The 21960-nt window shown below is 62.3% G+C and carries 24 protein-coding genes; 12 read left to right on the plus strand and 12 right to left on the minus strand.

Going from position 1 to position 21960, the window contains the following annotated elements; translation table 11 throughout:
* Positions 1-40 precede the first annotated feature (40 nt).
* The 5 genes from urtB (at position 41) to FJW04_RS22765 (ending at position 4845) form a co-directional block, all read left to right on the plus strand.
* Positions 41-1657 carry an urea ABC transporter permease subunit UrtB gene (urtB, locus tag FJW04_RS22745; protein WP_140716860.1) on the plus strand — a complete coding sequence of 539 codons (1617 nt, stop codon included), beginning with the start codon at positions 41-43 and terminating at the stop codon, positions 1655-1657.
* Positions 1654-2889 carry an urea ABC transporter permease subunit UrtC gene (gene urtC / locus FJW04_RS22750; RefSeq protein ID WP_140716862.1) on the plus strand — a complete coding sequence of 412 codons (1236 nt, stop codon included), beginning with the start codon at positions 1654-1656 and terminating at the stop codon, positions 2887-2889. The genes urtB and urtC overlap by 4 nt, the downstream gene beginning before the upstream one ends.
* Positions 2890-2895: 6 nt before the next feature.
* On the plus strand, positions 2896-3642 hold the full coding sequence (gene urtD, locus FJW04_RS22755; protein WP_015317700.1) for an urea ABC transporter ATP-binding protein UrtD: 747 nt from the start codon (positions 2896-2898) through the stop codon (positions 3640-3642).
* 69 nt (positions 3643-3711) lie between these two features.
* Positions 3712-4407, plus strand: coding sequence for an urea ABC transporter ATP-binding subunit UrtE (urtE, locus tag FJW04_RS22760; protein ID WP_015317701.1), 696 nt, complete (start codon positions 3712-3714; stop codon positions 4405-4407).
* A gap of 261 nt (positions 4408-4668) precedes the next feature.
* Positions 4669-4845 carry a hypothetical protein gene (locus tag FJW04_RS22765; protein ID WP_013531844.1) on the plus strand — a complete coding sequence of 59 codons (177 nt, stop codon included), beginning with the start codon at positions 4669-4671 and terminating at the stop codon, positions 4843-4845.
* Positions 4846-4882: 37 nt separating this feature from the next.
* Here FJW04_RS22765 and FJW04_RS22770 read toward each other — a convergent pair whose 3' ends face one another.
* The 8 genes from FJW04_RS22770 to FJW04_RS22805 form a co-directional block, all read right to left on the minus strand.
* Positions 4883-6031, minus strand: coding sequence for a GGDEF domain-containing protein (locus FJW04_RS22770; protein WP_140664224.1), 1149 nt, complete (start codon positions 6029-6031; stop codon positions 4883-4885).
* A gap of 182 nt (positions 6032-6213) precedes the next feature.
* Entirely contained in the window at positions 6214-7020 is an 807-nt protein-coding gene (locus FJW04_RS22775) for a DUF72 domain-containing protein (protein ID WP_140664221.1), read from the minus strand.
* 28 nt (positions 7021-7048) lie between these two features.
* On the minus strand, positions 7049-7516 hold the full coding sequence (locus FJW04_RS22780) for a GNAT family N-acetyltransferase (RefSeq protein ID WP_140616514.1): 468 nt from the start codon (positions 7514-7516) through the stop codon (positions 7049-7051).
* Positions 7517-7557: 41 nt separating this feature from the next.
* Positions 7558-10479: an excinuclease ABC subunit UvrA gene (gene uvrA / locus FJW04_RS22785; RefSeq protein WP_140716864.1), complete on the minus strand. Its 2922-nt coding sequence runs from the start codon at positions 10477-10479 to the stop codon at positions 7558-7560.
* Positions 10480-11176: 697 nt separating this feature from the next.
* Complete coding sequence (locus FJW04_RS22790; protein ID WP_140664216.1) at positions 11177-11476, minus strand: hypothetical protein; 300 nt, start codon at positions 11474-11476, stop codon at positions 11177-11179.
* Positions 11477-11563: 87 nt separating this feature from the next.
* Positions 11564-12169 carry an ATP-dependent Clp protease proteolytic subunit gene (locus FJW04_RS22795; RefSeq protein WP_140716866.1) on the minus strand — a complete coding sequence of 202 codons (606 nt, stop codon included), beginning with the start codon at positions 12167-12169 and terminating at the stop codon, positions 11564-11566.
* 23 nt (positions 12170-12192) lie between these two features.
* Positions 12193-12654 (minus strand): SRPBCC domain-containing protein, encoded by a 462-nt coding sequence (locus FJW04_RS22800; protein ID WP_140716868.1) that lies wholly within the window; start codon positions 12652-12654, stop codon positions 12193-12195.
* Positions 12651-12965, minus strand: coding sequence for a metalloregulator ArsR/SmtB family transcription factor (locus FJW04_RS22805; RefSeq protein ID WP_015317709.1), 315 nt, complete (start codon positions 12963-12965; stop codon positions 12651-12653). Before FJW04_RS22805 ends, FJW04_RS22800 begins: the two co-directional genes overlap by 4 nt.
* A 225-nt stretch (positions 12966-13190) precedes the next feature.
* Between FJW04_RS22805 and FJW04_RS22810 the strand changes: the two genes are divergently transcribed.
* Complete coding sequence (locus tag FJW04_RS22810; protein WP_023773877.1) at positions 13191-13715, plus strand: single-stranded DNA-binding protein; 525 nt, start codon at positions 13191-13193, stop codon at positions 13713-13715.
* A gap of 126 nt (positions 13716-13841) precedes the next feature.
* On the plus strand, positions 13842-14267 hold the full coding sequence (locus tag FJW04_RS22815; protein WP_140716870.1) for an OsmC family protein: 426 nt from the start codon (positions 13842-13844) through the stop codon (positions 14265-14267).
* A gap of 6 nt (positions 14268-14273) precedes the next feature.
* Here the strand turns inward: FJW04_RS22815 and FJW04_RS22820 are convergent, their stop codons facing one another.
* The 3 genes from FJW04_RS22820 to FJW04_RS22830 all read right to left on the minus strand — a co-directional run bounded on the left by FJW04_RS22820 (position 14274) and on the right by FJW04_RS22830 (position 15944).
* Positions 14274-14903 carry a MarC family protein gene (locus tag FJW04_RS22820; RefSeq protein ID WP_015317712.1) on the minus strand — a complete coding sequence of 210 codons (630 nt, stop codon included), beginning with the start codon at positions 14901-14903 and terminating at the stop codon, positions 14274-14276.
* A gap of 82 nt (positions 14904-14985) precedes the next feature.
* Complete coding sequence (locus tag FJW04_RS22825; RefSeq protein ID WP_140716872.1) at positions 14986-15378, minus strand: VOC family protein; 393 nt, start codon at positions 15376-15378, stop codon at positions 14986-14988.
* A gap of 32 nt (positions 15379-15410) precedes the next feature.
* Positions 15411-15944: a hypothetical protein gene (locus FJW04_RS22830; protein WP_140716874.1), complete on the minus strand. Its 534-nt coding sequence runs from the start codon at positions 15942-15944 to the stop codon at positions 15411-15413.
* Positions 15945-16029: 85 nt separating this feature from the next.
* Here FJW04_RS22830 and FJW04_RS22835 point away from each other — a divergent pair, with 85 nt between their 5' ends.
* Complete coding sequence (locus FJW04_RS22835; protein WP_140716876.1) at positions 16030-16860, plus strand: AraC family transcriptional regulator; 831 nt, start codon at positions 16030-16032, stop codon at positions 16858-16860.
* A gap of 235 nt (positions 16861-17095) precedes the next feature.
* Positions 17096-19894 (plus strand): DNA gyrase subunit A, encoded by a 2799-nt coding sequence (gene gyrA / locus FJW04_RS22840; RefSeq protein ID WP_140716878.1) that lies wholly within the window; start codon positions 17096-17098, stop codon positions 19892-19894.
* A 67-nt stretch (positions 19895-19961) separates the two neighbouring features.
* On the opposite strand, the gene FJW04_RS22845 is transcribed toward gyrA, so the two are convergent.
* Positions 19962-20114, minus strand: coding sequence for a hypothetical protein (locus tag FJW04_RS22845; RefSeq protein ID WP_015317717.1), 153 nt, complete (start codon positions 20112-20114; stop codon positions 19962-19964).
* A 194-nt stretch (positions 20115-20308) separates the two neighbouring features.
* Here FJW04_RS22845 and coaD point away from each other — a divergent pair, with 194 nt between their 5' ends.
* Genes coaD through FJW04_RS22860 form a run of 3 tightly spaced genes read left to right on the plus strand, consistent with a single transcriptional unit; the run spans position 20309 to position 21952 of the window.
* Entirely contained in the window at positions 20309-20809 is a 501-nt protein-coding gene (coaD, locus tag FJW04_RS22850) for a pantetheine-phosphate adenylyltransferase (protein ID WP_015317718.1), read from the plus strand.
* Positions 20810-20824: 15 nt separating this feature from the next.
* On the plus strand, positions 20825-21412 hold the full coding sequence (locus FJW04_RS22855) for a peptidylprolyl isomerase (RefSeq protein ID WP_140616324.1): 588 nt from the start codon (positions 20825-20827) through the stop codon (positions 21410-21412).
* A 27-nt stretch (positions 21413-21439) separates the two neighbouring features.
* Entirely contained in the window at positions 21440-21952 is a 513-nt protein-coding gene (locus FJW04_RS22860; protein WP_140716880.1) for a peptidylprolyl isomerase, read from the plus strand.
* Positions 21953-21960 lie beyond the last annotated feature (8 nt).

Genomic DNA, 21960 nt, shown 5'->3' on the forward strand with positions numbered 1-21960 from the left:
GACGCGCCCATTTCAAATCTTCAAGGGTTAACTCAAGCCGATGACCTTGATCCGCACGATTGGCCTGACGCTGTTGTTCCTGCTGGCGACACTGTCGTCGTCGGGCGCAGGCGAAGCCGATCTGCGCGCCATCATCGCCAAGTTCGCGACCGCCAAGGGCTTTTCCGAGACCGGAGCCGTCGTGCATGACCTCGCCGCCACCGGCGATCCCTTGGTCGAACACCCGCTTTCGGCACTCGCCGATGGCAATCTCTATATCCGCAAGGCGGATTCCCTGGTCTTCGTCGGCAAGGAAACCGGCGAAAGCCTCCAGCTTTTCGATCCGCTCAGCAGCGAAGCATCCGGCGAGGCGGCCAAGGGCGACGTCGCCAAGATCAAGGTCAACAACACGCTGCGCCGCGTCATCCGCGATGCGCTCGGCACGCTGACGCTTGGCGCCAAGGATCCGGCCGTGCGGCTGGCAGCCGCCCGCACCATGTTCAAGACGCCCGACGCAGCCAACATCGAGCCACTCGACACGGCAATCGCCAGCGAGACCGTGGCCAGCGTCAAGGCTCTGCTCGAACAGGCCCGCGCGGCCTCGGTGCTTGTTTCCGACAGGCCCGAGGCCGACAAACTCGCCGCGGTCGCCCTGATCGGCGCGCGTGGCGACCGCGACGCGGTTTCGCTGCTCACTTCGGTCGAGGGCAGTGCCTCCGGCGCGGTCAAGGACGCGGCGACCGCAGCGATCGCCAACATCAATTCGACGCTGGCCTTGTGGGATGCCGGACAGAACATCTGGTACGGGATTTCGCTGGGTTCGGTGCTGCTGCTGGCAGCGATCGGGCTTGCCATCACCTTCGGCGTCATGGGCGTCATCAACATGGCGCATGGCGAGATGGTGATGCTTGGCGCCTATACGACCTTCGTCGTCCAGCAAGTGATCCGGACGTCCTTTCCCGGCCTGTTCGACTGGTCGCTGGTGATCGCGCTGCCGCTCGCCTTCCTGGTCGCGGCATTCGTCGGTCTCGTCATCGAGCGCGGCGTGATCCGGTTCCTCTACGGCCGGCCGCTGGAGACGCTGCTGGCAACCTGGGGCGTCTCGCTCATCCTGCAGCAGGCGGTGCGCTCGATCTTCGGACCGACCAACCAGGAGGTCGGCAATCCGTCCTGGATGTCCGGCTCCTTCGACGTCGGGCAACTGGCCATCACCTGGAACCGTCTGTGGATTCTGGTGTTCGCGCTCACGGTATTCGGCATGTTGCTCTATGTGATGAAGCGCACGCCTTGGGGGCTGCAGATGCGCGCCGTCACCGCCAACCGGCGCATGGCCGCCTCGATGGGCATCAGGACGCCCTGGGTCGACGCGCTGACCTTCGCGCTGGGATCCGGCATTGCCGGTATCGCCGGCGTCGCGCTCAGCCAGATCGACAATGTCTCGCCCAACCTTGGTCGCGGCTACATCATCGACAGCTTCATGGTGGTCGTCTTCGGCGGTGTCGGCAATCTCTGGGGTACATTGGTCGGCGCCTTTTCGCTCGGCATCGTCAACAAGGTTCTCGAGCCCTATGCCGGCGCGGTGCTCGGCAAGATCGTCGTGCTGGTGCTGATCATCCTGTTCATCCAGAAGCGCCCGCGAGGCCTGTTCGCGCTCAAGGGCAGGGCGGTGGAAGCATGATATCGGGACGCTTCTTTGCCGCCGGCGCGGATCGCCGCATCGCCATCACCATCTTCATCCTGCTGGCGGTGGCTATAATCGTGCCGGTGCTTAACCTGGCCGTCTCGCCGACAAGCGCCTTCTACATTCCGTCCTACATCGTGGCGCTGACCGGCAAATATCTCTGCTATGCACTGCTGGCGCTCTCGCTCGATCTGGTCTGGGGCTATTGCGGTATCCTCTCGCTCGGCCACGGCGCCTTCTTCGCGCTCGGCGGCTATGCGATAGGGATGTATCTGATGCGCCAGATCGGCTCGCGCGGCGTCTACGGCAACCCGATCCTGCCCGATTTCATGGTGTTCCTGAACTACAAGGAATTGCCCTGGTTCTGGACCGGTTTCGACCATTTCTGGTTCGCCGCCATCATGGTGCTGGCGGTGCCCGGCCTGCTTGCCTTCATCTTCGGCTGGTTCGCCTTCCGCAGCCGCGTCACCGGTGTCTACCTCTCCATCATCACCCAGGCGATGACCTATGCGCTGCTGCTTGCCTTCTTCCGCAACGACATGGGTTTCGGAGGCAATAACGGCCTGACCGATTTCAAGGATATTCTGGACTTCAACGTCCAGGCCGATACGACCCGCTCGGCACTGTTCGCGGCCAGCGCGGTGATGCTGGCACTCGCCGTTTTCATCACCTGGGCGATCGTCGGCTCCAAATACGGCAAGCTGCTGATGGCCGTGCGCGACGCCGAGAGCCGCACGCGCTTCCTCGGCTGGCGGGCGGAGAACGTAAAGCTGTTCGCTTTTACCGTTTCGGCCGTCATGGCAGGCATTGCCGGCGCGCTCTACGTGCCGCAGGTCGGCATCATCAATCCAGGCGAATTCGAGCCGGCCAATTCGATCGAGGTGGTGATCTGGGCGGCGGTCGGCGGCCGCGGCACCATTGTCGGGCCGATCATCGGCGCGTTGCTGGTCAATGCCGGCAAATCCTGGTTCACCGGCGTGCTGCCGGAATTCTGGCTGTTCGCGCTCGGCGGCCTGTTCGTCGCCGTCACCTTGCTCCTGCCCAAGGGCATCATCGGCATGTGGGACAGCTGGCGCGGCAATGCCAGGGCGCTGCGCGTGGCGTCCCTGGCTGAAGAAGCCGGCGCCGAGGTTGGCATCGCGTCCGCGACCTCGAAGCCCGCTCGCTCGCCGGCGAGAAACCCAGGCGAATGGTCCTGGTCCGACCCCGAACCGCAGGCGGCGGAGTAAGCGACCATGAGCAAATCCAACACTATCCTCTATCTCGACGGCGTCTCGGTGTCCTTCGACGGCTTTCGCGCCATCAACAATCTGTCCCTGGTGCTCGACAAGGGCGAGATGCGCGCCATCATCGGCCCCAACGGCGCCGGCAAGACGACGATGATGGACATCGTCACCGGCAAGACGAGGCCGGATGAAGGCGAAGTGTTCTTCGACGGCCAGGTGGACCTGACCAGGCATGACGAAGCCGAGATCGCCATGATGGGCATCGGCCGCAAATTCCAGAAGCCGACCGTTTTCGAAAGCCACACGATCGAAGAAAACCTGATGCTGGCGCTGAAGGGACCGCGTTCGATCTTCCCGGCGCTGTTCCATCGCCAATCGCCCGCCGAGGCGCGGCAGATCGATGACATCCTTGGCATCATCCGGTTGGGCGACAAGCGCCGCGAACTCGCCGCCAATCTCAGCCACGGCCAGAAACAATGGCTCGAGATCGGCATGCTGCTGGCGCAGGACCCGAAGCTGCTTCTGGTCGACGAGCCGGTGGCCGGCATGACCGATGCCGAGACCGAGGAAACCGCGCGGCTGCTCAGGGATATCGCCCGTGACCACTCGGTCATTGTCGTCGAACACGACATGCATTTCGTCCGCGAACTCGGCGTCAAGGTTACCTGCCTGCATGAAGGCTCGGTGCTGTCGGAAGGCACGCTCGATTTCGTGTCGGCCGACGAGCGCGTCGTCGAAGTCTATCTGGGGAGATGAGCATGGTCTGGCGGGTGCAATTCCATCACTTCGACATGTCGTTTCTTCGGTTCTGGAGAAGGCGCTGACATGCTCGAGGTTTCCAATGCCACGCTGCACTACGGCGCCGCCCAGGCGTTGCGCGGGGTGTCGCTGAAGGCGGGTGCGGGCAAAATCACCTGCGTGCTCGGCCGCAACGGCGTCGGCAAGACCAGTTTGATGAGATCGATCGTCGGCCATAACCGGCTGACGAGCGGAAGCGTTGCCTTCGAGGGGAAGGCGCTCGACCGGAGCGCGGCGTATGACCGCGCCCGGTCGGGCATCGCATTCGTGCCGCAGGGCAGGGAGATCTTTCCGCTGCTCAGCGTGCGGGAAAATCTCGAGTCCGGCTTCGCGCCCTTGAAGCGCGCCGACCGCAACGTGCCTGCGCACGTCTTCGAGCTGTTTCCGGTGCTGAAGCAGATGCTTGGCCGCCGTGGCGGCGATCTTTCCGGCGGCCAGCAACAGCAGCTCGCCATCGGCAGGGCACTCGTGATGCGGCCGAAGCTGCTGGTGCTCGACGAGCCGACCGAAGGCATCCAGCCCTCTGTCATCAAGGATATCGGCCGCGCCATACGCTATCTGCGCGACCAGGCCGGCATTGCGGTGCTGCTGGTCGAACAGTATCTCGATTTCTGCCGCGAACTCGCCGACGAGGTCAACATCATGGATCGCGGCCAGATCGTCCACACCGGCCCAGCGGAAGATTTAGACCGGGCTGATGTCCGCAAATTCCTCACAGTCTAGAATCGGCGCCGGACTTCATTGAAGATTTGAAGTTATTGGCAAGACCAATATTTCTTACATCCATCATCTGCGTCTCTGGCACATGCAATATCGCATGCTAGTGTTTCCGTGGCTTTGTGAGTCGGCCGTTTCCGTATCAGTCTGGTTATCGCAGATCGCGGCGCGGCAAAGGCCCTGCAAGTTCCACGCAAGCAAGGCTTCCTACCTTCCCGATCTGATTGTCGTTCAAACGCGTTTGGGCACACAGGCTAAGGGACAGCCATGGAACGTTACGTCGAGGACTACCAGAAGCGGCGGCTTACCGAACGCGTCGACATCATCGCCGCCATCAACATTCTGAGGTCACAGGGCTGTGACTACGACGACCTGATCGAGGAGATCACCAAGGTCTTCTATGTCGATCTCGATACCTTCAATGAAATCGTCATGGCGGCCTAATGCATGTCGCCCGGCGGGCTTGGCATGATACGCGCGTTTAGCTCGCGCGTCGGAATGGCGAGGCGGTGACGCGGTTGCGACCTCCCCGCTTGGCGTCATAGAGCGCCTTGTCGGCGGCGCTGAGTACCTTGTCCAGGCTGATCCCCTCTTTGCTGCCAAACGCAAATCCGGCGCTGACCGTACAGGTGAGGGAACCGGTTTCGGTTTCTATCAGTCGCGCCGCGAAAGCCGCCCGGATACGCTCGGCTGCTTCCTCGACCGCCTCCGGCAGCGTGCGCTTCAGTACCAGCGCGAATTCCTCGCCGCCCATGCGCGCGGCGACGTCGGCCGGTCGAAGGTTGGCTACCAACTCGTTGGCGAACACCCTCAGCACTTCATCGCCCGCCGCATGGCCGAATTCGTCGTTGATGGTTTTGAAGTTGTCGAGGTCGAAGACGACCACCGCGGTAAAGGCGCCGACCGGGACATGGCCATGCATGTCGAACAGCGCGCGCCGGTTGAGCAGGCCGGTCAGGGAATCCGTCTGGGCGTTGCGATGGTGGTGCCTCGCCAGACGCCCCTGATTGAGGGCAAGCGAGAGCGCGCCAATACCTGTCATGCTGGCGATAACCACGACGAGGCTGAGCTCCTCGGCCCAGTTGCTTGGTGCATGTCCGAGCACCAGTTTTCCTTCCCAGGCGAGAACCATGGCGCAGAGCCCGAAGGAGGTGGCCGTGGCCGAATAGAGCGCGGTGATGCCGATCGTCAGGGCGGGTGCCTCATCACGGCCCTTCCAGTATTCGAAAGCCGTGGCGAACAGGAGCACGGCGGCAAACATGTTCTCCGCCACGAAGCCGAGGCCATCGTAGCCCAGAGCCATGGGGGGCAACGCTATCGCCAGGGAATAGCAACCCCACAGGGTCCGCGGCAGTGGCGAGCCGCCGGTTCGGAACTGATAGGCCGCACCCAGCATGGCCGAAAAGCCGATCAGCAGAAACGCGGAGGTGGCGATGCCGAGCAGGCGTCCCGGCATCTCGATATAGGCGTCGTAGATAAAAATATCGCCGACCACGAACACCAGGCTGATCGCCCATGTCAGCAGGAATTTTTCCGAGCGGGCGGTCAGCCACATGCCGAACAATGTCAGGCTGAGGCAAGCGGCCGAGAAACCGACGGCCAGCAGAAGTGAAGTGTAGTCGAGCGACATGCCCTCTTTCCCTGCCGGCGGCGGTCCCAGCTCTGCGGCTTGGCGTCGGCGCATTCATGCGGCAAGGAAGTGTCGATAAGGTTACGATCGTGGCGAAGATGCCCAGGAACAGGCGCTTTGCTACGCTAATACGCACAGGCTATGCGCCTATTGTGTGTAGCTGGAAACCGACTGATGCCTTTTCAGTCGGCTACGCGCCTCATCAATGCCATCGCCCCGAACGGCGCCCGCACCTTGCCCTCGGTGATGAAGTAGACGAACACGTCGCGCGGTTGGACCGGCGCGTCGCTGGCAGGGTCGGCGCGCCGCAGATCCGCCGGCTGCTTGCCTTGCGCCCAGATCTTGGCCCGCGCCGCCCATTCGTCGAGGCCCTTTGGCGTGTAGCAGTCCGGATTGTCATCCGAGCCGGTCTGCAGCCGGGCGTAGATGAAATCGCCAGTGATGTCGGCGATGTCAGGATATTTGGCATGATCGGCATAGACGATCGCCGCCTTGTATTTGCGGGCGAGCGCTGGGAATTCCGGCACGATGAAACTGTCGTTGCGCACTTCCAGCGCGTGGCGCAGCGCGACACCATCCTGCTTTTCCGGCAGCAGCTTCAGAAACGCCTCGAAATCGTCCGGATCGAACTTCTTGGTCGGAGCGAACTGCCACAGGATCGGTCCCAGCTTGTCGCCGAGCGCGGCAACGCCGGAACCCAGGAAACGCATCATCGATTCACCGGCCTCGCCCAGCACGCGCCGGTTGGTAACGAAGCGGTTGCCTTTCAGCGAATAGACGAAATTGTCAGGTGCTTCGTTGGCCCATTTGACGAAGGTCGGCTCCTTGAAGCTCGAATAATAAGTGCCGTTGACCTCGATGCTCGGCACCTGCCGGGTAGCGTATTGCAGTTGCTTGGCCTTCGACAGTTTCTCGGGGTAGAAGGACGTGTCCCAGGGTTCGAAGGTCCAGCCGCCCATGCCGGCGCGGATTGTTCCCGATTTGCTCATTGTCGTCCTCCCAGATTTCTAGTGGCGATCAGGCCGTGGTGGACCTGTTGTCGACGGGTTTGGCCATGTCGACGAGTATCCACCCTGGCCGGTAGGGATTGGGCCGGCGACCCGTTTCGCGATAGCCGTAAGCGAGATAGAGCGCGATGTTTCGTTCCATTTTCGCATTGGTGTAGAGCCGTATCTCCGGCAGGCCCCACTGCCGCGCCTGCTCGTCAGCGTGCTTCAGCAATGCAATACCGAACCCCTTGCCCTGGAAGGCAGGCGACACCGCGACGGAGAAGATCATCGCGTGATCTTCATGCCGCTCCAGCGTGATCACTCCGGCAAGTTCATCGCCGCTCTCCAGCAGCCAGACCTGGCCCTGGGCAATACGCGGCGCGTAGTCCTCGGTAACCGGGATCGGCGGTGCATCGAGTATGGCATTGTAGGGAGCGTAGGCGGCTTGCGTCAGCGCGACGATCGCGGCGAGATCTTCAGGGCCGGCAAGCCTCATGCCAAAGCTGCTCTGGACCGTGATGAGATCATCCTTACCCATCACTCCGCCGCTTCGCGTTTGCCTCCGGGGCGTCGCTCCAGCAGTTCCTTCAGGAACTGGCCGGTGTAGCTGCGCTTTTCGCGCACGATCGCTTCCGGCGTGCCCGAGGCGACCAGTTCGCCGCCGCCATCACCGCCCTCGGGGCCGAGGTCGAGCACCCAGTCTGCGGTTTTTATCACTTCGAGATTATGCTCGATGACCACCACCGTATTGCCTTGGTCGACCAGTTCGTGCAGCACTTCCAATAGCTTGGCGACGTCATGGAAATGGAGACCGGTGGTCGGTTCGTCGAGGATGTAGAGCGTCTTGCCGGTCGCCTTGCGCGACAGTTCCTTGGCGAGCTTGATGCGCTGCGCTTCACCGCCGGACAGCGTCGTCGCCTGCTGGCCGATATGGATGTAACCAAGGCCGACCTGCTTCAGCGTCTCCAGCTTGTCGCGTACGCCGGGTACGGCGGCGAAGAAATCGACGCCTTCCTCGACGGTCATGTCGAGCACGTCGGCGATCGACTTGCCCTTGAACAGCACGTCGAGCGTCTCCCTGTTGTAGCGCTTGCCGTGACAGACGTCGCAGGTGACGTAGACGTCGGGCAAAAAGTGCATCTCGATCTTGATGACGCCGTCGCCTTGGCAGGCCTCGCAGCGGCCGCCCTTGACGTTGAAGGAGAAACGGCCGGGCTGATAGCCGCGCGCCTTCGCTTCCGGTAGCCCGGCGAACCAGTCGCGGATCGGCGTGAAGGCGCCGGTATAGGTGGCGGGGTTCGAACGCGGCGTGCGGCCGATCGGCGACTGGTCGATGTCGATGACCTTGTCGAGGAACTCCAATCCCTCGATGCGGTCATGCTCGGCCGGATGTTCGCGCGAGCCCATGATGCGGCGCGAGGCCGCCTTGAACAGCGTCTCGATCAGGAAGGTCGACTTGCCGCCGCCCGATACGCCGGTGACGGCGGTGAAGGTGCCGAGCGGGATTTCGGCGGTGACGTTCTTCAGATTGTTGCCGCGCGCGCCGACGATCTTCAGCCGCCGGTTTTTCTTCGCCTCGCGGCGCACGCCGGGCGTTGCCACTTCGAGCGCGCCCGACAGATATTTGCCGGTGATCGAATTGGGATTGGCCATCACCTGCTGCGGCGTGCCCTGGGCGATGATCTCGCCGCCATGGATGCCGGCGGCCGGACCCATATCGACGACATAGTCGGCATGCAGGATGGCGTCCTCGTCATGCTCGACGACGATCACGGTGTTGCCGATGTCGCGCAGGTGCTTGAGCGTGTCGAGCAGGCGGGTATTGTCGCGCTGGTGCAGGCCGATCGACGGCTCGTCCAGCACGTAGAGCACGCCGGTCAGGCCTGAGCCGATCTGCGAGGCCAGCCGGATGCGCTGGCTTTCGCCACCCGACAGCGTGCCGGAATTGCGCGACAAGGTGAGATAGTCGAGCCCGACATCGTTGAGGAAGCGCAGACGCTCGCGGATTTCTTTCAGGACGCGGACAGCGATCTCGTTCTGCTTGTCGTTGAGCTGCGCCGGCAGGTCGGTGAACCATTTGTCGGCGTTGCGGATCGACTGTTCCGTCACTTCGCCAATGTGCTTGCCGGCGATCTTCACCGCCAGCGCCTCCGGCTTCAGCCGGTAGCCCTTGCAGACCGGGCAGGGCGTTGCCGACATGAAACGCTCGATCTCCTCGCGCATCCAGGCGGATTCGGTCTCCTTCCAGCGCCGTTCGAGATTGGGGATGACGCCTTCGAAGGTCTTGGTCGTCTTGTAGGAGCGCAGGCCGTCATCATACTGGAAGGTGATCTCGCGCTCGCCGGTGCCGCGCAGGATCGCTTCCTGGGCCGGCGCTGAAAGATCCTTGAACTTGTCGCCGAGCTTGAAGTCGTACGCCTTGCCCAATGCCTCGAGCGTCTGCGAGTAATAGGGCGAGGTCGATTTCGCCCATGGGCTGACGGCGCCGTCGCGCAGCGACACGTTCTCGTCGGGCACCACGAGGTTGGGGTCGATGGCGCGCTGGCTGCCGAGACCGTCGCAGGTCGGGCAGGCGCCAAACGGGTTGTTGAAGGAGAACAGCCTGGGCTCGATTTCCGGAATGGTGAAGCCGGAGACCGGGCAGGCGAACTTTTCCGAGAACAGGATGCGCTCATGCGTCTCGTTCTTCGACTTGTTGACCGAATCCTCGCCAGTCTGGCTGGCATCGAGCGGCCTGTCGGCGAACTCCGCCACCGCCAGCCCCTCGGCCAGCTTCAGCGCCGTCTCGATGGAATCGGCAAGTCTTGTGGCAAGGTCGCCGCGCACGACGATGCGGTCGACGACGACGTCGATGTCGTGCTTGTACTTCTTGTCCAGCGCCGGCACATCGGCGATTTCATAGAAGACGCCGTCGACCTTGACGCGCTGGAAGCCCTTCTTCTGCAACTCCAGCAATTCCTTGCGGTACTCGCCCTTGCGGCCGCGCACGATGGGCGCCAGCAGGAACAGGCGCGTGCCTTCCTCGACCGCCAGCACCCGGTCGACCATCTGGCTGACCGTCTGGCTCTCGATCGGCAGGCCGGTGGCCGGCGAATAGGGCACGCCGACGCGGGCAAACAGAAGGCGCATATAGTCGTAGATCTCGGTGACGGTACCGACCGTCGAACGCGGGTTCTTCGACGTGGTCTTCTGCTCGATCGAGATGGCCGGCGACAGGCCGTCGATCTGGTCGACGTCCGGCTTCTGCATCATTTCGAGGAATTGCCGGGCATAGGCCGAGAGGCTCTCGACATAGCGGCGCTGGCCTTCTGCATAGATGGTGTCGAAAGCAAGCGACGATTTGCCGGAGCCCGACAGGCCGGTCATGACGATCAGGCTGTCACGCGGCAGGTCGAGATCGACATTCTTCAGATTGTGTTCGCGCGCCCCGCGAATGGAAAGATATTTATGGTCGGCCATGTCAGGTCGCCGCCTCAGATCTGGAATTTGTGGGATCGGCGGGTTTCCCCGGCCATTCCCTATGTAGTTATTTTTGCCGCCACGTCGAGAGACGCCACAATTCTCGACAGAAGTCGTTTAACCGCCTTTCGCGCGAGGGGGCAAGCGGAAAGAACAAAGGCCGAACACGCTCCTGACAAAGCTGTGCGGAAGCTGACCCGAACGTAAGCTCCCGGCGATCACATTTTTCCGTAACCGGCTATTGATGGTTGACGCGGCCAACTCACGGGAGCAGTCTTGCGAAGTCAGCGAAGCCGGCCGTCTATCGATGGCCTCGCCGCCCCAAGGCGGCCTGCGAGACGCCGCAGGCATTTGCGATTTGCGCTTCACGACGACAATGTCGCAACGGACAAGAGGAGCGGAGCATGACGCCACCGGATAGTCCCCCAGGGCTTCAGTTGTTACTGGAGCCGCGGCAGGCATAAGTGCCAAGGGCAGGCGTTTGCGCCACCCGACAAACCGTGACCTGCCGTATCCCTGAAAATCAGAGACTGCTAGTCGGATCGTCGGCTGAATGCCGCGAAGCATCCGAAATCAAACGCCGGCAGTACACTCCCGGCAAAAATGGATTTGAGATCCAGAAAAGCCCCGTCCGTTTGCCCAAGGCACGGCGGGGCTGTTCTTTTGGCGGGCTCCAGTTGGAAGGCCCGATCTTTGCCTATCTGGGTGGCTTGGTCCCGCCAACTCCGACATCGACGGTGATGCTGCCGGAAATCCTGACATCGGTATTGCCGATCTTGAACTGCCCGTTGCCGCTGCTGGGGAACGCGTCGTCGGGTTCGGGCACCGGGGCGGGCTTTGCGATGCGATAGTCGCCGGTTACGCCGGGCAGGGCGCCTTTCCGAACCGACGACGAGGCCTCGTCGGCAAGTGCCGACCTGGACACAAGGCCGACGATGGCAAGCACCATGGCGGCCGTGACACGGTGCGATGTTCTTGATCGATGAGTGTCGGTCATCCCTTGTTATAGGGGCCTGCCGCCACCGGAGCCAGAGCGGGATCGTCAAATCTTCGACAAGCAGCAGGATTTGACCTCACTCTGGTCCTACGCAGCCTTTTTGCGGGTGTCGAACACATGGTCGACGATGCCCCAGGCCTGGGCCTCGCGGGCGGTCATGAAATGGTCGCGGTCGAGCGTGCGCTCGACGTCTTCATAGCTGCGGCCGCAATGCTGGGCGTAGAGTTCGGTCATGTGGCGTTTGGTCTGGCCGATGCGTTCGGCGTGCCGCTGGATGTCGGAAGCCTGGCCCTGGAAGCCGCCCAGCGGCTGATGCAGCAGGATGGTGGCGTTGGGTAGTGCGATGCGCCGCCCGGCCGTGCCCGCCATCAGCAGGAACGATCCCATCGATGCGGCAAAGCCCATGCACACGGTCGACACCGGGCAGCTGATATACTGCATCGTGTCGTAGATGGCGAAGCCGCTGGTCACCATGCCGCCCGGCGAGTTGATGTAGAGCGAGATCTCCTTCTCGGGATTGTCCGACTCCAGCGACAAAAGCTGCGCGCAGACCAGCGCCGAGACGTCATCGTTAATCTCCCCGTTGACGAAGACGATGCGCTCGCGCAGCAGCCGCGAAAAAATGTCGAATGCGCGTTCGCCGCGGCTCGATTGCTCGATTACCATCGGCACAAGACTGGCAACACCGCTCATTTTCTGTCTCCAATTTTCCGTGTTCAAGCCGCGTGCAGCAGCAGAAGGCGTGGGGTGTTCGCGGCTATAGGCGTGCCGGTCCCGTGCAGCGAAAGCCGGCAGCCTGCCCCCGCCATGGCCACGGCCGGCATCGCCTTGCGAGCAAAGCCGTCATGGAGGATGCGCAGATGCGTGCCGCCGGAAACGGTTCGGGCGAGTGTGAAGGTGACGGTGCTGTCGAGTGGGTGCGCGGCATCGTCCGACCGCTCGCGCCAGGAATAGCGCAGCAGGCGTTCGGGCTCGGCATCGAGAATCTCGCATTCGATCGCCGCGTCTTGACCGGCGAAGGCAAAGCGGCTGCCGGTCTGCGGCCTGATGTCGTTGGGCATCATCCAGGCGGCGAGCAGTTCCGGCACGGTCAGCGCCCGCCAAACCTTTTCCGGCGGCTCGGCAAGATCGTATTCGAACTCAATCGCATCGGGAGAGACTTCGCTTTGGCTGTTCATTGATCCATGTCCTTCAAAACCGTCTTCAGCCTTTCGATGCGCTCCGGCCAGAAGGTACGGTAGCGTTCGATCCATGAGAGCAGCGGGGCAAGCCCCTGCGGATCCGCACGATAATAGGCGTTGCGGCCGGCCCGCCGCTCGACCACGAGGCCGGCGCCCCGCAGCACCGCCAGATGCTGCGACACCGCCGGTTGCGACACCGTCAGGCCGCTGCGCAATTCCGACACGCTCATCTCGCTTGTGGCGAGACGCTCAAAGACGGCGCGGCGTGTCGGGTCGGCCAAGGCGCGGAAAATCTCTGCTTCGATCATGACAAAAGCATAAGTCGATACTTATCGATTTGGCAAGCGCTGTTTTGAGACCCATATGCGGCGTTCCGGCATTGCTGCCATTCCTTGACAATTGGCGGCGGTGCATATAGGAACGAAAAGGGAACAAAAACCTTGTGGGAAAAGCCAGCCTTGGCAAGCGGCTGACGTGCGTAGCCTGTAAGGTGCTGCGACAAAAATTTGTTTCGGATAGCGCGGAGAAATATCATGGCGGGTAGCGTCAACAAGGTCATTCTGGTCGGCAATCTCGGCGCTGACCCTGAAATCCGCCGCCTGAACTCGGGCGAGCCGGTCGTCAACATCCGCATCGCGACGTCGGAAAGCTGGCGCGACAAGAATTCCGGCGAGCGCAAGGAAAAGACCGAGTGGCATAACGTCGTCATCTTCAATGAGGGCATCGCCAAGGTGGCGGAGCAGTATCTGAAGAAGGGCATGAAGGTTTATGTCGAGGGCCAGCTGCAGACGCGCAAATGGCAGGACCAGACCGGTGCCGACAAATACACGACCGAAGTCGTGCTGCAGAAATTCCGTGGCGAGTTGCAGATGCTCGACGCGCGTGGCCAGGGTGAGGGCGGTCAGGTTGGCGGCTACAGCGGTGGCGGCAGCAGCCGTGGTTCCGATTTCGGCCAGTCGAGCCCGAACGAAGGGTTCAACCGCGGTGGCGGCAACGCTCCCAGGGGCGGCGGTGGCGGTGGTTCGTCGCGCGAACTGGACGACGAAATTCCGTTCTGATCGAAAGCCGCACCAAATAGCGAATGCCTTTACTTGATATGCCCCGAGGGTCCGCATGGACTTTCGGGGTTTTGCATGGTGGTTTGAGCTGACGTTGGCGCGATCAGAGACGTAAGAGGACTGGCGATGAAGGCACGGGTAAAATGGGTCGAGGAGCGCACCTTCGTCGGCGAGTCCGGCAGCGGCCACAAGGTCGTGCTGGGCACGGCGTCAGGCCCGGAAGGCAAGACGCCGGGACCGAGCCCGATGGAGCTGGTGCTGATCGGCACCGGCGGCTGCTCGGCCTATGATGTCGTCCATATCCTCGAAAAGGGGCGCGAGGCCGTCGAGGATTGCGTGGTCGAGCTCGATTCCGACCGCTCCGAAACCGATCCCAAAGTGTTTGCCCGCATCCATATGCATTTCATCGTCAAGGGCCGGGCGCTGTCCAGCGACAAGGTCAAGCGGGCAATCGACCTTTCAATCGAAAAATACTGCTCGGCCTCCGCCATGATGGCCAAGACCGCGACGATTACCCACGACTTTGAAGTCATCGATACGACCGCAAAATAAGCGGGCCTACGAGGCCATCAGCGCCTTGATGCCATCTGCCACGAACTGCACGGCCAGTGCCGCCAGGATAACCCCGAGCAGGCGGGTCAGGATCGAGCGGCCGGTCTGGCCGAGGATGCGGTCGATGCGTTCCGACAGCACGAACACCAGATAGGTTATGACGAGGCAGACAAGGATGATGCCGACCAGGGCCGCCTGCGCCGCAAAACCCTGAAACGAGCCGGAGAGCAGCACCGTCGCTGAAATCGCGCCGGGGCCGGCGATCAGCGGGATCGCCAGGGGGAAGGCGGCGATGTTGTGGATCATGTCCTTGGTGATGGCGACGTCGCCGATCTTTTCCTTGCGGTCCTGCCGGCGCTCGAACACCATTTCGAAGGCGATGAAGAACAGCAGGAACCCGCCGGCGACACGGAACGCCGGCAGAGTGATGCCGAACACCGACAGGATCGACGCGCCGGCTACCGCAAACAGCGCCATCACCAGAAAACCGATGACCGAGGCGCGCACGGAAACCTGGCTGCGCTCCTCGCGGTTCATGCCGCGCGTCACGGCGAGGAACAGAGGCGCCAGCCCAGGCGGATCGATGGTCACGAGAATGGTGACGAAGGCATTGAACAGGCTGTCGAAACTCGGCATCGCTGACCCCTCCCGCCGGGCCAAGCCCGTACCCACATTGGTAGAGCAAAGCCCGGTCGGTGGGAACAGTCAGAGCCGCAGGTTAGGCGGCAGCGCCGCAATAGGCCTCCAGGCGATAGCCGTCCGGATCGACGACGAAGGCCGCGTAATAGTTCTCGCCATAGTCGGCGCGCAGGCCCGGTCCGCCATTGTCGCTCCCGCCTTCGCGCAACGCCCCGGCATGAAAGGCACCAACGCTATCCCGTGTCGGCGCGGCGAAGCAGAAATGCAGGCCGGATCTTTCGTCCGCCGGCACCGGGCGCGCCGCCTCGTTGACCCACAGCGCGACAGCCTGGGGCGCGACAGCCTGGACACCATAGCCGAGCGAACCCGGCGATTGGCTGACGCAAGTGAAGCCGAGCGGCCTCAGCGCGGCATCGTAGAAACGTTTGGAGGCAGTGACGTCGCGAACGCCGATCGAGATATGATCGAACATGGTTTTCTCCATTGTTACTAAGGGTTGTGGGGTCATCTTTTAGTTTGACGACGCGCCAGGAACTCGACTTCGAGGTGCCAGTCCGCGCCGTCATGCGAGCGCTCGCCGAGCCATCGGAAGGAATTCTCGGTGATGCGCGAAAAGCTCCAGCGTACCGAGGAACCAGTGCCGTCGGCGCCGACCTGCACGATCGTGTCGCCTTCGGCGCGGCCGAGCTGACGGCTGAAGTACTGGTTGCGCGGGTCGCTCCAGAAGATGTGCCAGGCATCGATTCCAGGGTCATAGACCCGCAGCGTCGTGCCGTAAAAGGTCCATTTGCCAAGCGATGGCGTGGGGCCGGCGTCACGCGCGGGCAGGATCCAGACGTCCTGGATGGCGCGGCCTTCCAGCGCCCAGCCGAAGTGCACCTCGCCGCGTCCGGTCAGCACCGTGCCGTCCTCGAGATGGCGCGCGGCGTCAAACGTCCACGCACCGACGAAGCGGCCGTAAAGGCTCAGTTTTTCGGCAAGCCCTTGGATCGGTCCGGGACTGTGCAAGGCTTCGGCAAATGTGGATTGGTCGGGCATGGCTGCGATCTCTTCTTGTCAGGAGACCGCGAGCAATAGGTGCCGCCGGGGTTTTGGGCTTGGGAAAAATTGCTATATTTCAGCCATGACGGCGACCGCGAACACCCTTGCATCCGGACCTGGCTGGCACGTGGCGGATGTGATCTGCACGGCCAGCGCCGGCGATCGGCCGTTCGAGGAAGTCCATCGGGATTTTTGCGTTGCGGCGGTCACCAGTGGCACCTTCCGCTATCGCGCACAGCAAGGCACCGCAATGCTCGCGCCAGGCAGCCTCCTGCTTGGCAATTCCGGCACATGCTACGAATGCGGGCACGAGCATGGCAGCGGCGACCGTTGCCTCTCCTTCCATTTCGGGCCGGCCTATATGGACCGGATCGTCGCCGACGTACCGGGCGCTGGGAAGCTCACCTTCAAGACGCCCCGCCTGCCGCCGTTACCCGCCATCGCACCGCTGCTGGCCGAGGCGGAAGCCGCGCGCGACATGGCCGACGCAGGCGCCTTCGAGGAAGTTGCCCTACGCATCGCCGGTGCCGCCGTGGCGATAATCTCAGGCGCAAGGCATGCCAGTCGCGATCCAAGCCGCCGCGATCAGAAAAGGGTTGCCGAGGCGGTGAGGCGGATCGAACTGGATGCCGACGGACCGGTCTCGCTTCCAGCGTTGGCGGATGAGACCGCGACCAGTCCCTATCATTTCCTGCGCACCTTCCGGCAGGTCGCCGGCATGACGCCCTATCAGTACCTGCTCAGAACCCGATTGCATCGCGCGGCGGTGCGATTGCGCACGTCCAACGATGCCATCTCGGCAATTGCTTTCGAAGCCGGCTTCAACGATCTGTCGACTTTCAACCGCCGGTTTCGGCGGGTCATGGGCGAGACGCCGGGCCGGTATCGGTCCGGGCGGGTTGGCAGCCGCTGAAAAGTTGCCACGAGGTCCAATTGATCGCGCTCGCGGCGTTCGTCTGGGGAAAACGGTCCATTGCCGGCTTTTGCCTTGGTGGCGGCGAAAGCGCCTTGGCCATATCGTCGCAATCAGTGGTATCCATTTGAAATTACCACCAAAATTGACACTGGAAAAGTGCCGCGAACATTGGAGTTTCGGCCTCGCTTCCTATATAAGCAGCGAGTGATTCCTGATTAGATTGTGATCCGATTTGACCGACCAGAAGACACCGCGCGGCACAGACGGCGGCCCCAGCGGCATCGAGCCGATATCCATCATCGAGGAGATGCAGCGCTCCTATCTCGATTACGCCATGAGCGTGATCGTCAGCCGTGCGCTGCCCGATGTGCGCGACGGCCTGAAGCCGGTGCACCGTCGCATCCTCTATGCCGCCCATGAGAGCGGCTACCACTGGAACCGCAAATATGTGAAATCGGCGCGCCCCGTAGCCGACGTGATGGGTAAATACCATCCGCATGGCGACGCCTCGATCTATGACGCCCTGGTGCGCATGGCGCAGGACTGGTCGTTGCGCGTGCCGCTGATCGACGGGCAGGGCAATTTCGGTTCGATCGACGGCGATCCGCCGGCGGCGATGCGCTACACCGAATCGCGCCTGACCAAGGTCGCGCACGAGCTGTTGGAGGACATCGACAAGGATACCGTCGATTTCCAGGACACTTATGATGCTTCGGACACCGAGCCGAAGGTTCTGCCTGCGCGCTTTCCCAATCTGCTGGTCAACGGTTCGGGCGGCATTGCCGTCGGCATGGCCACCAACATCCCGCCGCACAATCTCGGTGAAGTCTGCAACGCCGCTATTGCCGTCATCGACAATCCGGCGATCGACCTGCCGGCGCTGATGGAGATCATTCCGGGCCCCGATTTTCCGACCGGCGGCATCGTGCTTGGCCGTTCCGGCATCTACAGCGCCTATTCCACCGGCCGCGGCTCCATCGTCATGCGTGGCAAGGTCAACATCGAACAGCGCGGCAATGACCGCGAATCGATCATCATCACCGAGGTTCCCTACCAGGTGAACAAGGCCTCGATGATCGAGAAGATGGCCGAACTGGTGCGCGACAAGCGCGTCGAGGGCATTTCCGACATCCGCGACGAAAGCGACCGCCAGGGTTATCGCGTCGTCATCGAGCTCAAGCGTGACGCCGTTGCCGACGTCGTCCTCAATCAGCTCTACCGGTTCACGCCTCTGCAGACCTCTTTCGGCGCCAATATGGTGGCTCTGAACGGCGGCAAACCGGAGCTGCTGAACCTGACCGACATGCTGAAGGCGTTCGTCACCTTCCGCGAGGAGGTGATCAGCCGGCGGACGAAGTTCCTGCTGCGCAAGGCGCGGGACCGCGCCCATGTGCTGGTTGGCCTGGCCATCGCCGTCGCCAACATCGACGAGGTCATCAAGCTGATCCGCACCGCGCCGGACCCGCAGACGGCGCGCGAGCAATTGATGGAGCGGCGCTGGCCCTCGGGTGACGTTGAATCGCTGATCCTCCTGATCGACGATCCGCGCCACCGTATCAACGAGGACGGCACCTATAATCTTTCCGAGGAACAGGCGCGCGCCATCCTCGAACTGCGCCTGCAGCGCCTGACCGCGCTTGGCCGCGACGAAATCGCCGATGAGTTGAATACGATCGGCGACGAGATCAAGGACTACCTCGACATTCTGTCGTCGCGCGCGCGTATCCAGCAGATCGTCAAGGACGAGCTCGCCGCCGTGCGCGACGAATTCGGCACGCCACGCCGCACCGAGCTCACCGATGGCGGCGCGGACATGGAAGACGAGGATCTGATCCAGCGCGAGGACATGGTCGTGACGGTGAGCCATTCCGGCTACATCAAGCGCGTGCCGCTGTCGCTCTATCGGGCGCAGCGCCGGGGCGGCAAGGGCCGCTCCGGCATGTCGACCAAGGAAGAGGATTTCGTCACCCGGCTGTTCGTGGCCAACACCCACACGCCGGTGCTGTTCTTCTCCTCGCGCGGCATCGTCTACAAGGAAAAGGTCTGGCGGCTGCCGATCGGCAACCCGCAGTCACGCGGCAAGGCGCTGATCAACATGCTGCCGCTGGAGCAGGGCGAGCGCATCACCACCATCATGCCGCTGCCCGAGGACGAGACGAGCTGGGGCGATCTCGACGTGATGTTCGCCACGACGCGCGGCACCGTGCGCCGCAACAAATTGTCCGACTTCGTCCAGGTCAATCGCAACGGCAAGATCGCCATGAAGCTGGAGGAGGAGGGCGACGAAATTCTCGGCGTCGAGACCTGCACCGACAATGACGACGTGCTTCTGACGGCGAATTCGGGCCAGTGCATTCGCTTCTCCGTCGGCGACGTGCGCGTATTCCAGAGCCGCAATTCCGTCGGCGTTCGCGGCATAACCATGGCTGAAACCGACCGCATCATCTCCATGTCGGTGATCGAGCATGTCAATGCTTCACCGGCGGAACGCGCCGCTTACCTCAAGCGGGCGGCGTCGGAACGGCGGCTTGCCGCCGAGACGGCCGGAGAGGAAGAAGAGATCGCGCTCACCAATGAGGAGATCGGCGAGGAGACCGAGCTTCCAGACGACCGCTACGAATTCCTCAAGGCGCATGAGCAGTACGTGCTGACGGTGACCGAATATGGATACGGCAAGCGCTCGTCGTCCTACGACTTCCGCCTGACCGGCCGCGGCGGCAAGGGCATCCGTGCCACCGACGTGTCCAAGGCAGCCGAAATCGGCCAGCTGGTGGCAACCTTCCCGGTCGGCAATGACGATCAGATCATGCTGGTGTCGGATGGCGGCACCGTCATCCGGGTGCCCGTCAACGGCATCCGTTTCGCTAGCCGCGCCACCAAGGGCGTGACCATCTTCAACACGGCTGAAGGTGAGAAGGTGGTTTCGGTCGAGCGGATTTCGGAGCCGCAATCGGACGAGGAAGTGGAAGAGGCCGTCGAGGGTGGCGCGGAGCCGGATTCGACTGCCAGCGGTCCGGATAACGCCGAATAGTTCCTGGAGCAGGTTTGACATAGCAACGCCGGCCTGTCGGCCGGCGCGGCAGCAAGTGCGGACTGTCTTAGTAGTGGCGATACGGCTTGCGCAGGCCAAAGCCTTCGAAGCGTTTGGTGGTGGCTTTGACGCGGATGCGCTGCGCTTCCTGATGCAGTCCGAATACTGTGGCGATCAGCATGGCGACGGTCATTGCGGTGGCGAGCATGTAGATCAGCATGTGCGTGTTCTCCTGCGCCTTACAACGGATATATGGGACTTTGGTTTCATCTTATTAAGGGTGCAGCCTAGTGAACGCTGCGTGAAGGCTTCGTGATCAGCGTGTTCATCTGTCGTTCATGCGCCGGAAAAGGTTCATGGGCCGCCTGCCAATCGGATTTGCCTTTGTGATAGAGGCTCGCTAGAAGCTCCGCCATGACCGAACGCATCGCCCTTTATGCCGGCTCCTTCGACCCGCTGACCAACGGCCATCTCGATGTGCTGAAAGCGTCGCTGGCGGTTGCCGACATTGTTTATGCCGCGATCGGCATTCATCCGGGCAAGAAGCCGCTGTTTTCGTTCGAGGATCGGGTGCAGTTGATCGAAGCCGCCGCGAAGGCCGAATTCGGCCGCGATGGCGCCCGCATCAAGGTGGTTGCCTTCGATGGGCTGGTGATCGATGCGGCCAGGAGAGAAGGCGCCTCGATCATGATCCGCGGTCTGCGCGACGGCACCGACCTCGACTACGAAATGCAGATGGCCGGCATGAACGAAACCATGGCGCCTGAATTGCAGACGGTTTTCCTGCCCGCCAGCCCGTCGGTGCGCACCATTACCGCCACACTTGTGCGCCAGATAGCCTCAATGGGCGGCGACATCCGCCCCTTCGTGCCGGCGGCCGTGGCCGGCGCGCTCACCGCAAAATTCGCGAAATAAGCTCGGAGAACCCTCATGCAGCTCAAAAGGCTCGCCTCATTCCTTGTTGTGCTCGCCGGTCTCGTGACCGCATCGGTCTCGGCCTATGCCGCAGATCCGGAAAACACGATGATCATCACGCTGAAAGATGGCGACGTGACCATCGCGCTGCGCCCCGATCTGGCGCCCAAGCATGTCGCGCAGATCAAGAAGCTGGTGCGTGACCATGCCTACGACAATGTCGCATTCCACCGTGTCATCGACGGCTTCATGGCGCAGACCGGCGACGTCAAGTTCGGCAACATGAATAAGGGTTTCAATGCCCAGGCCGTCGGCACCGGCGGCTCCGACCTGCCCGACCTGCCTGCCGAGTTCTCGCAGGCCGAGCATTACAAGCGCGGCGTGGTCGGCATGGCCCGTTCGCAGGATCCGAACTCCGCCAATTCGCAGTTCTTCATCATGTTCGCACCGGCGCCGCCGCTCGATGGCCAGTATACGATCGTCGGCAATGTCGTCAGCGGCATGGACCTGGTGGACAAGATCAAGAAGGGCGACGAGGCGGACAATGGCACGGTCACCGATCCCGACCGGATGATCAAAGTGCGCATCGCCGCCGACAAATAGTTTCATTTTTACAAAAGGATATCTGACATGGCTGAGATCAAGGACCGCGAGAACGCGCTCATCATGGAAACGACCAAAGGCAAGGTCGTCATCGAACTGTTTCCCGATTTGGCTCCTGGCCATGTCGCCCGCATCAAGGAATTGGCGCGTGAAGGCGCCTATGACGGCGTCGTCTTCCACCGCGTCATCGAAGGCTTCATGGCGCAGACCGGCGACGTGAAATTCGGCAATTCCAGCAAGCCCAGCTTCGCGCCGTCTCGCGCCGGCATGGGCGGCTCGGAAAAGCCTGACCTGAAGGCCGAGTTCTCCAACGCAAACCACGGCCGCGGCACCTGCTCGATGGCTCGTTCGCAGAACCCGAACTCGGCCAATTCGCAGTTCTTCATCTGCTTCGACGACGCCGCGTTCCTCAACCGCCAGTACACGGTCTGGGGCCAGGTCATCGAGGGCATGGACAATGTCGACAAGATCAACCGCGGCGAGCCGGTGCAGGATCCCGACAAGATCGTGTCCCTAAAGGTCGCGGCCGACGTCAAGTAAGGACAAAC

The organism is Mesorhizobium sp. B2-7-3 (assembly GCF_006440715.1).
Lineage (GTDB): Bacteria > Pseudomonadota > Alphaproteobacteria > Rhizobiales > Rhizobiaceae > Mesorhizobium > Mesorhizobium australicum.

What these genes read in the sequence shown, in the direction of transcription:
- urtB (WP_140716860.1), top strand. Translation starts at nt 41, where the DNA reads ATGACCTTGATCCGCACGATTGGCCTGACGCTGTTGTTCCTGCTGGCG.
- urtC (WP_140716862.1), top strand. Translation starts at nt 1,654, where the DNA reads ATGATATCGGGACGCTTCTTTGCCGCCGGCGCGGATCGCCGCATCGCC.
- urtD (WP_015317700.1), top strand. Translation starts at nt 2,896, where the DNA reads ATGAGCAAATCCAACACTATCCTCTATCTCGACGGCGTCTCGGTGTCC.
- urtE (WP_015317701.1), top strand. Translation starts at nt 3,712, where the DNA reads ATGCTCGAGGTTTCCAATGCCACGCTGCACTACGGCGCCGCCCAGGCG.
- FJW04_RS22765 (WP_013531844.1), top strand. Translation starts at nt 4,669, where the DNA reads ATGGAACGTTACGTCGAGGACTACCAGAAGCGGCGGCTTACCGAACGC.
- FJW04_RS22770 (WP_140664224.1), bottom strand. Translation starts at nt 6,031, where the DNA reads ATGTCGCTCGACTACACTTCACTTCTGCTGGCCGTCGGTTTCTCGGCC.
- FJW04_RS22775 (WP_140664221.1), bottom strand. Translation starts at nt 7,020, where the DNA reads ATGAGCAAATCGGGAACAATCCGCGCCGGCATGGGCGGCTGGACCTTC.
- FJW04_RS22780 (WP_140616514.1), bottom strand. Translation starts at nt 7,516, where the DNA reads ATGAGGCTTGCCGGCCCTGAAGATCTCGCCGCGATCGTCGCGCTGACG.
- uvrA (WP_140716864.1), bottom strand. Translation starts at nt 10,479, where the DNA reads ATGGCCGACCATAAATATCTTTCCATTCGCGGGGCGCGCGAACACAAT.
- FJW04_RS22790 (WP_140664216.1), bottom strand. Translation starts at nt 11,476, where the DNA reads ATGACCGACACTCATCGATCAAGAACATCGCACCGTGTCACGGCCGCC.
- FJW04_RS22795 (WP_140716866.1), bottom strand. Translation starts at nt 12,169, where the DNA reads ATGAGCGGTGTTGCCAGTCTTGTGCCGATGGTAATCGAGCAATCGAGC.
- FJW04_RS22800 (WP_140716868.1), bottom strand. Translation starts at nt 12,654, where the DNA reads ATGAACAGCCAAAGCGAAGTCTCTCCCGATGCGATTGAGTTCGAATAC.
- FJW04_RS22805 (WP_015317709.1), bottom strand. Translation starts at nt 12,965, where the DNA reads ATGATCGAAGCAGAGATTTTCCGCGCCTTGGCCGACCCGACACGCCGC.
- FJW04_RS22810 (WP_023773877.1), top strand. Translation starts at nt 13,191, where the DNA reads ATGGCGGGTAGCGTCAACAAGGTCATTCTGGTCGGCAATCTCGGCGCT.
- FJW04_RS22815 (WP_140716870.1), top strand. Translation starts at nt 13,842, where the DNA reads ATGAAGGCACGGGTAAAATGGGTCGAGGAGCGCACCTTCGTCGGCGAG.
- FJW04_RS22820 (WP_015317712.1), bottom strand. Translation starts at nt 14,903, where the DNA reads ATGCCGAGTTTCGACAGCCTGTTCAATGCCTTCGTCACCATTCTCGTG.
- FJW04_RS22825 (WP_140716872.1), bottom strand. Translation starts at nt 15,378, where the DNA reads ATGTTCGATCATATCTCGATCGGCGTTCGCGACGTCACTGCCTCCAAA.
- FJW04_RS22830 (WP_140716874.1), bottom strand. Translation starts at nt 15,944, where the DNA reads ATGCCCGACCAATCCACATTTGCCGAAGCCTTGCACAGTCCCGGACCG.
- FJW04_RS22835 (WP_140716876.1), top strand. Translation starts at nt 16,030, where the DNA reads ATGACGGCGACCGCGAACACCCTTGCATCCGGACCTGGCTGGCACGTG.
- FJW04_RS22845 (WP_015317717.1), bottom strand. Translation starts at nt 20,114, where the DNA reads ATGCTGATCTACATGCTCGCCACCGCAATGACCGTCGCCATGCTGATC.
- coaD (WP_015317718.1), top strand. Translation starts at nt 20,309, where the DNA reads ATGACCGAACGCATCGCCCTTTATGCCGGCTCCTTCGACCCGCTGACC.
- FJW04_RS22855 (WP_140616324.1), top strand. Translation starts at nt 20,825, where the DNA reads ATGCAGCTCAAAAGGCTCGCCTCATTCCTTGTTGTGCTCGCCGGTCTC.
- FJW04_RS22860 (WP_140716880.1), top strand. Translation starts at nt 21,440, where the DNA reads ATGGCTGAGATCAAGGACCGCGAGAACGCGCTCATCATGGAAACGACC.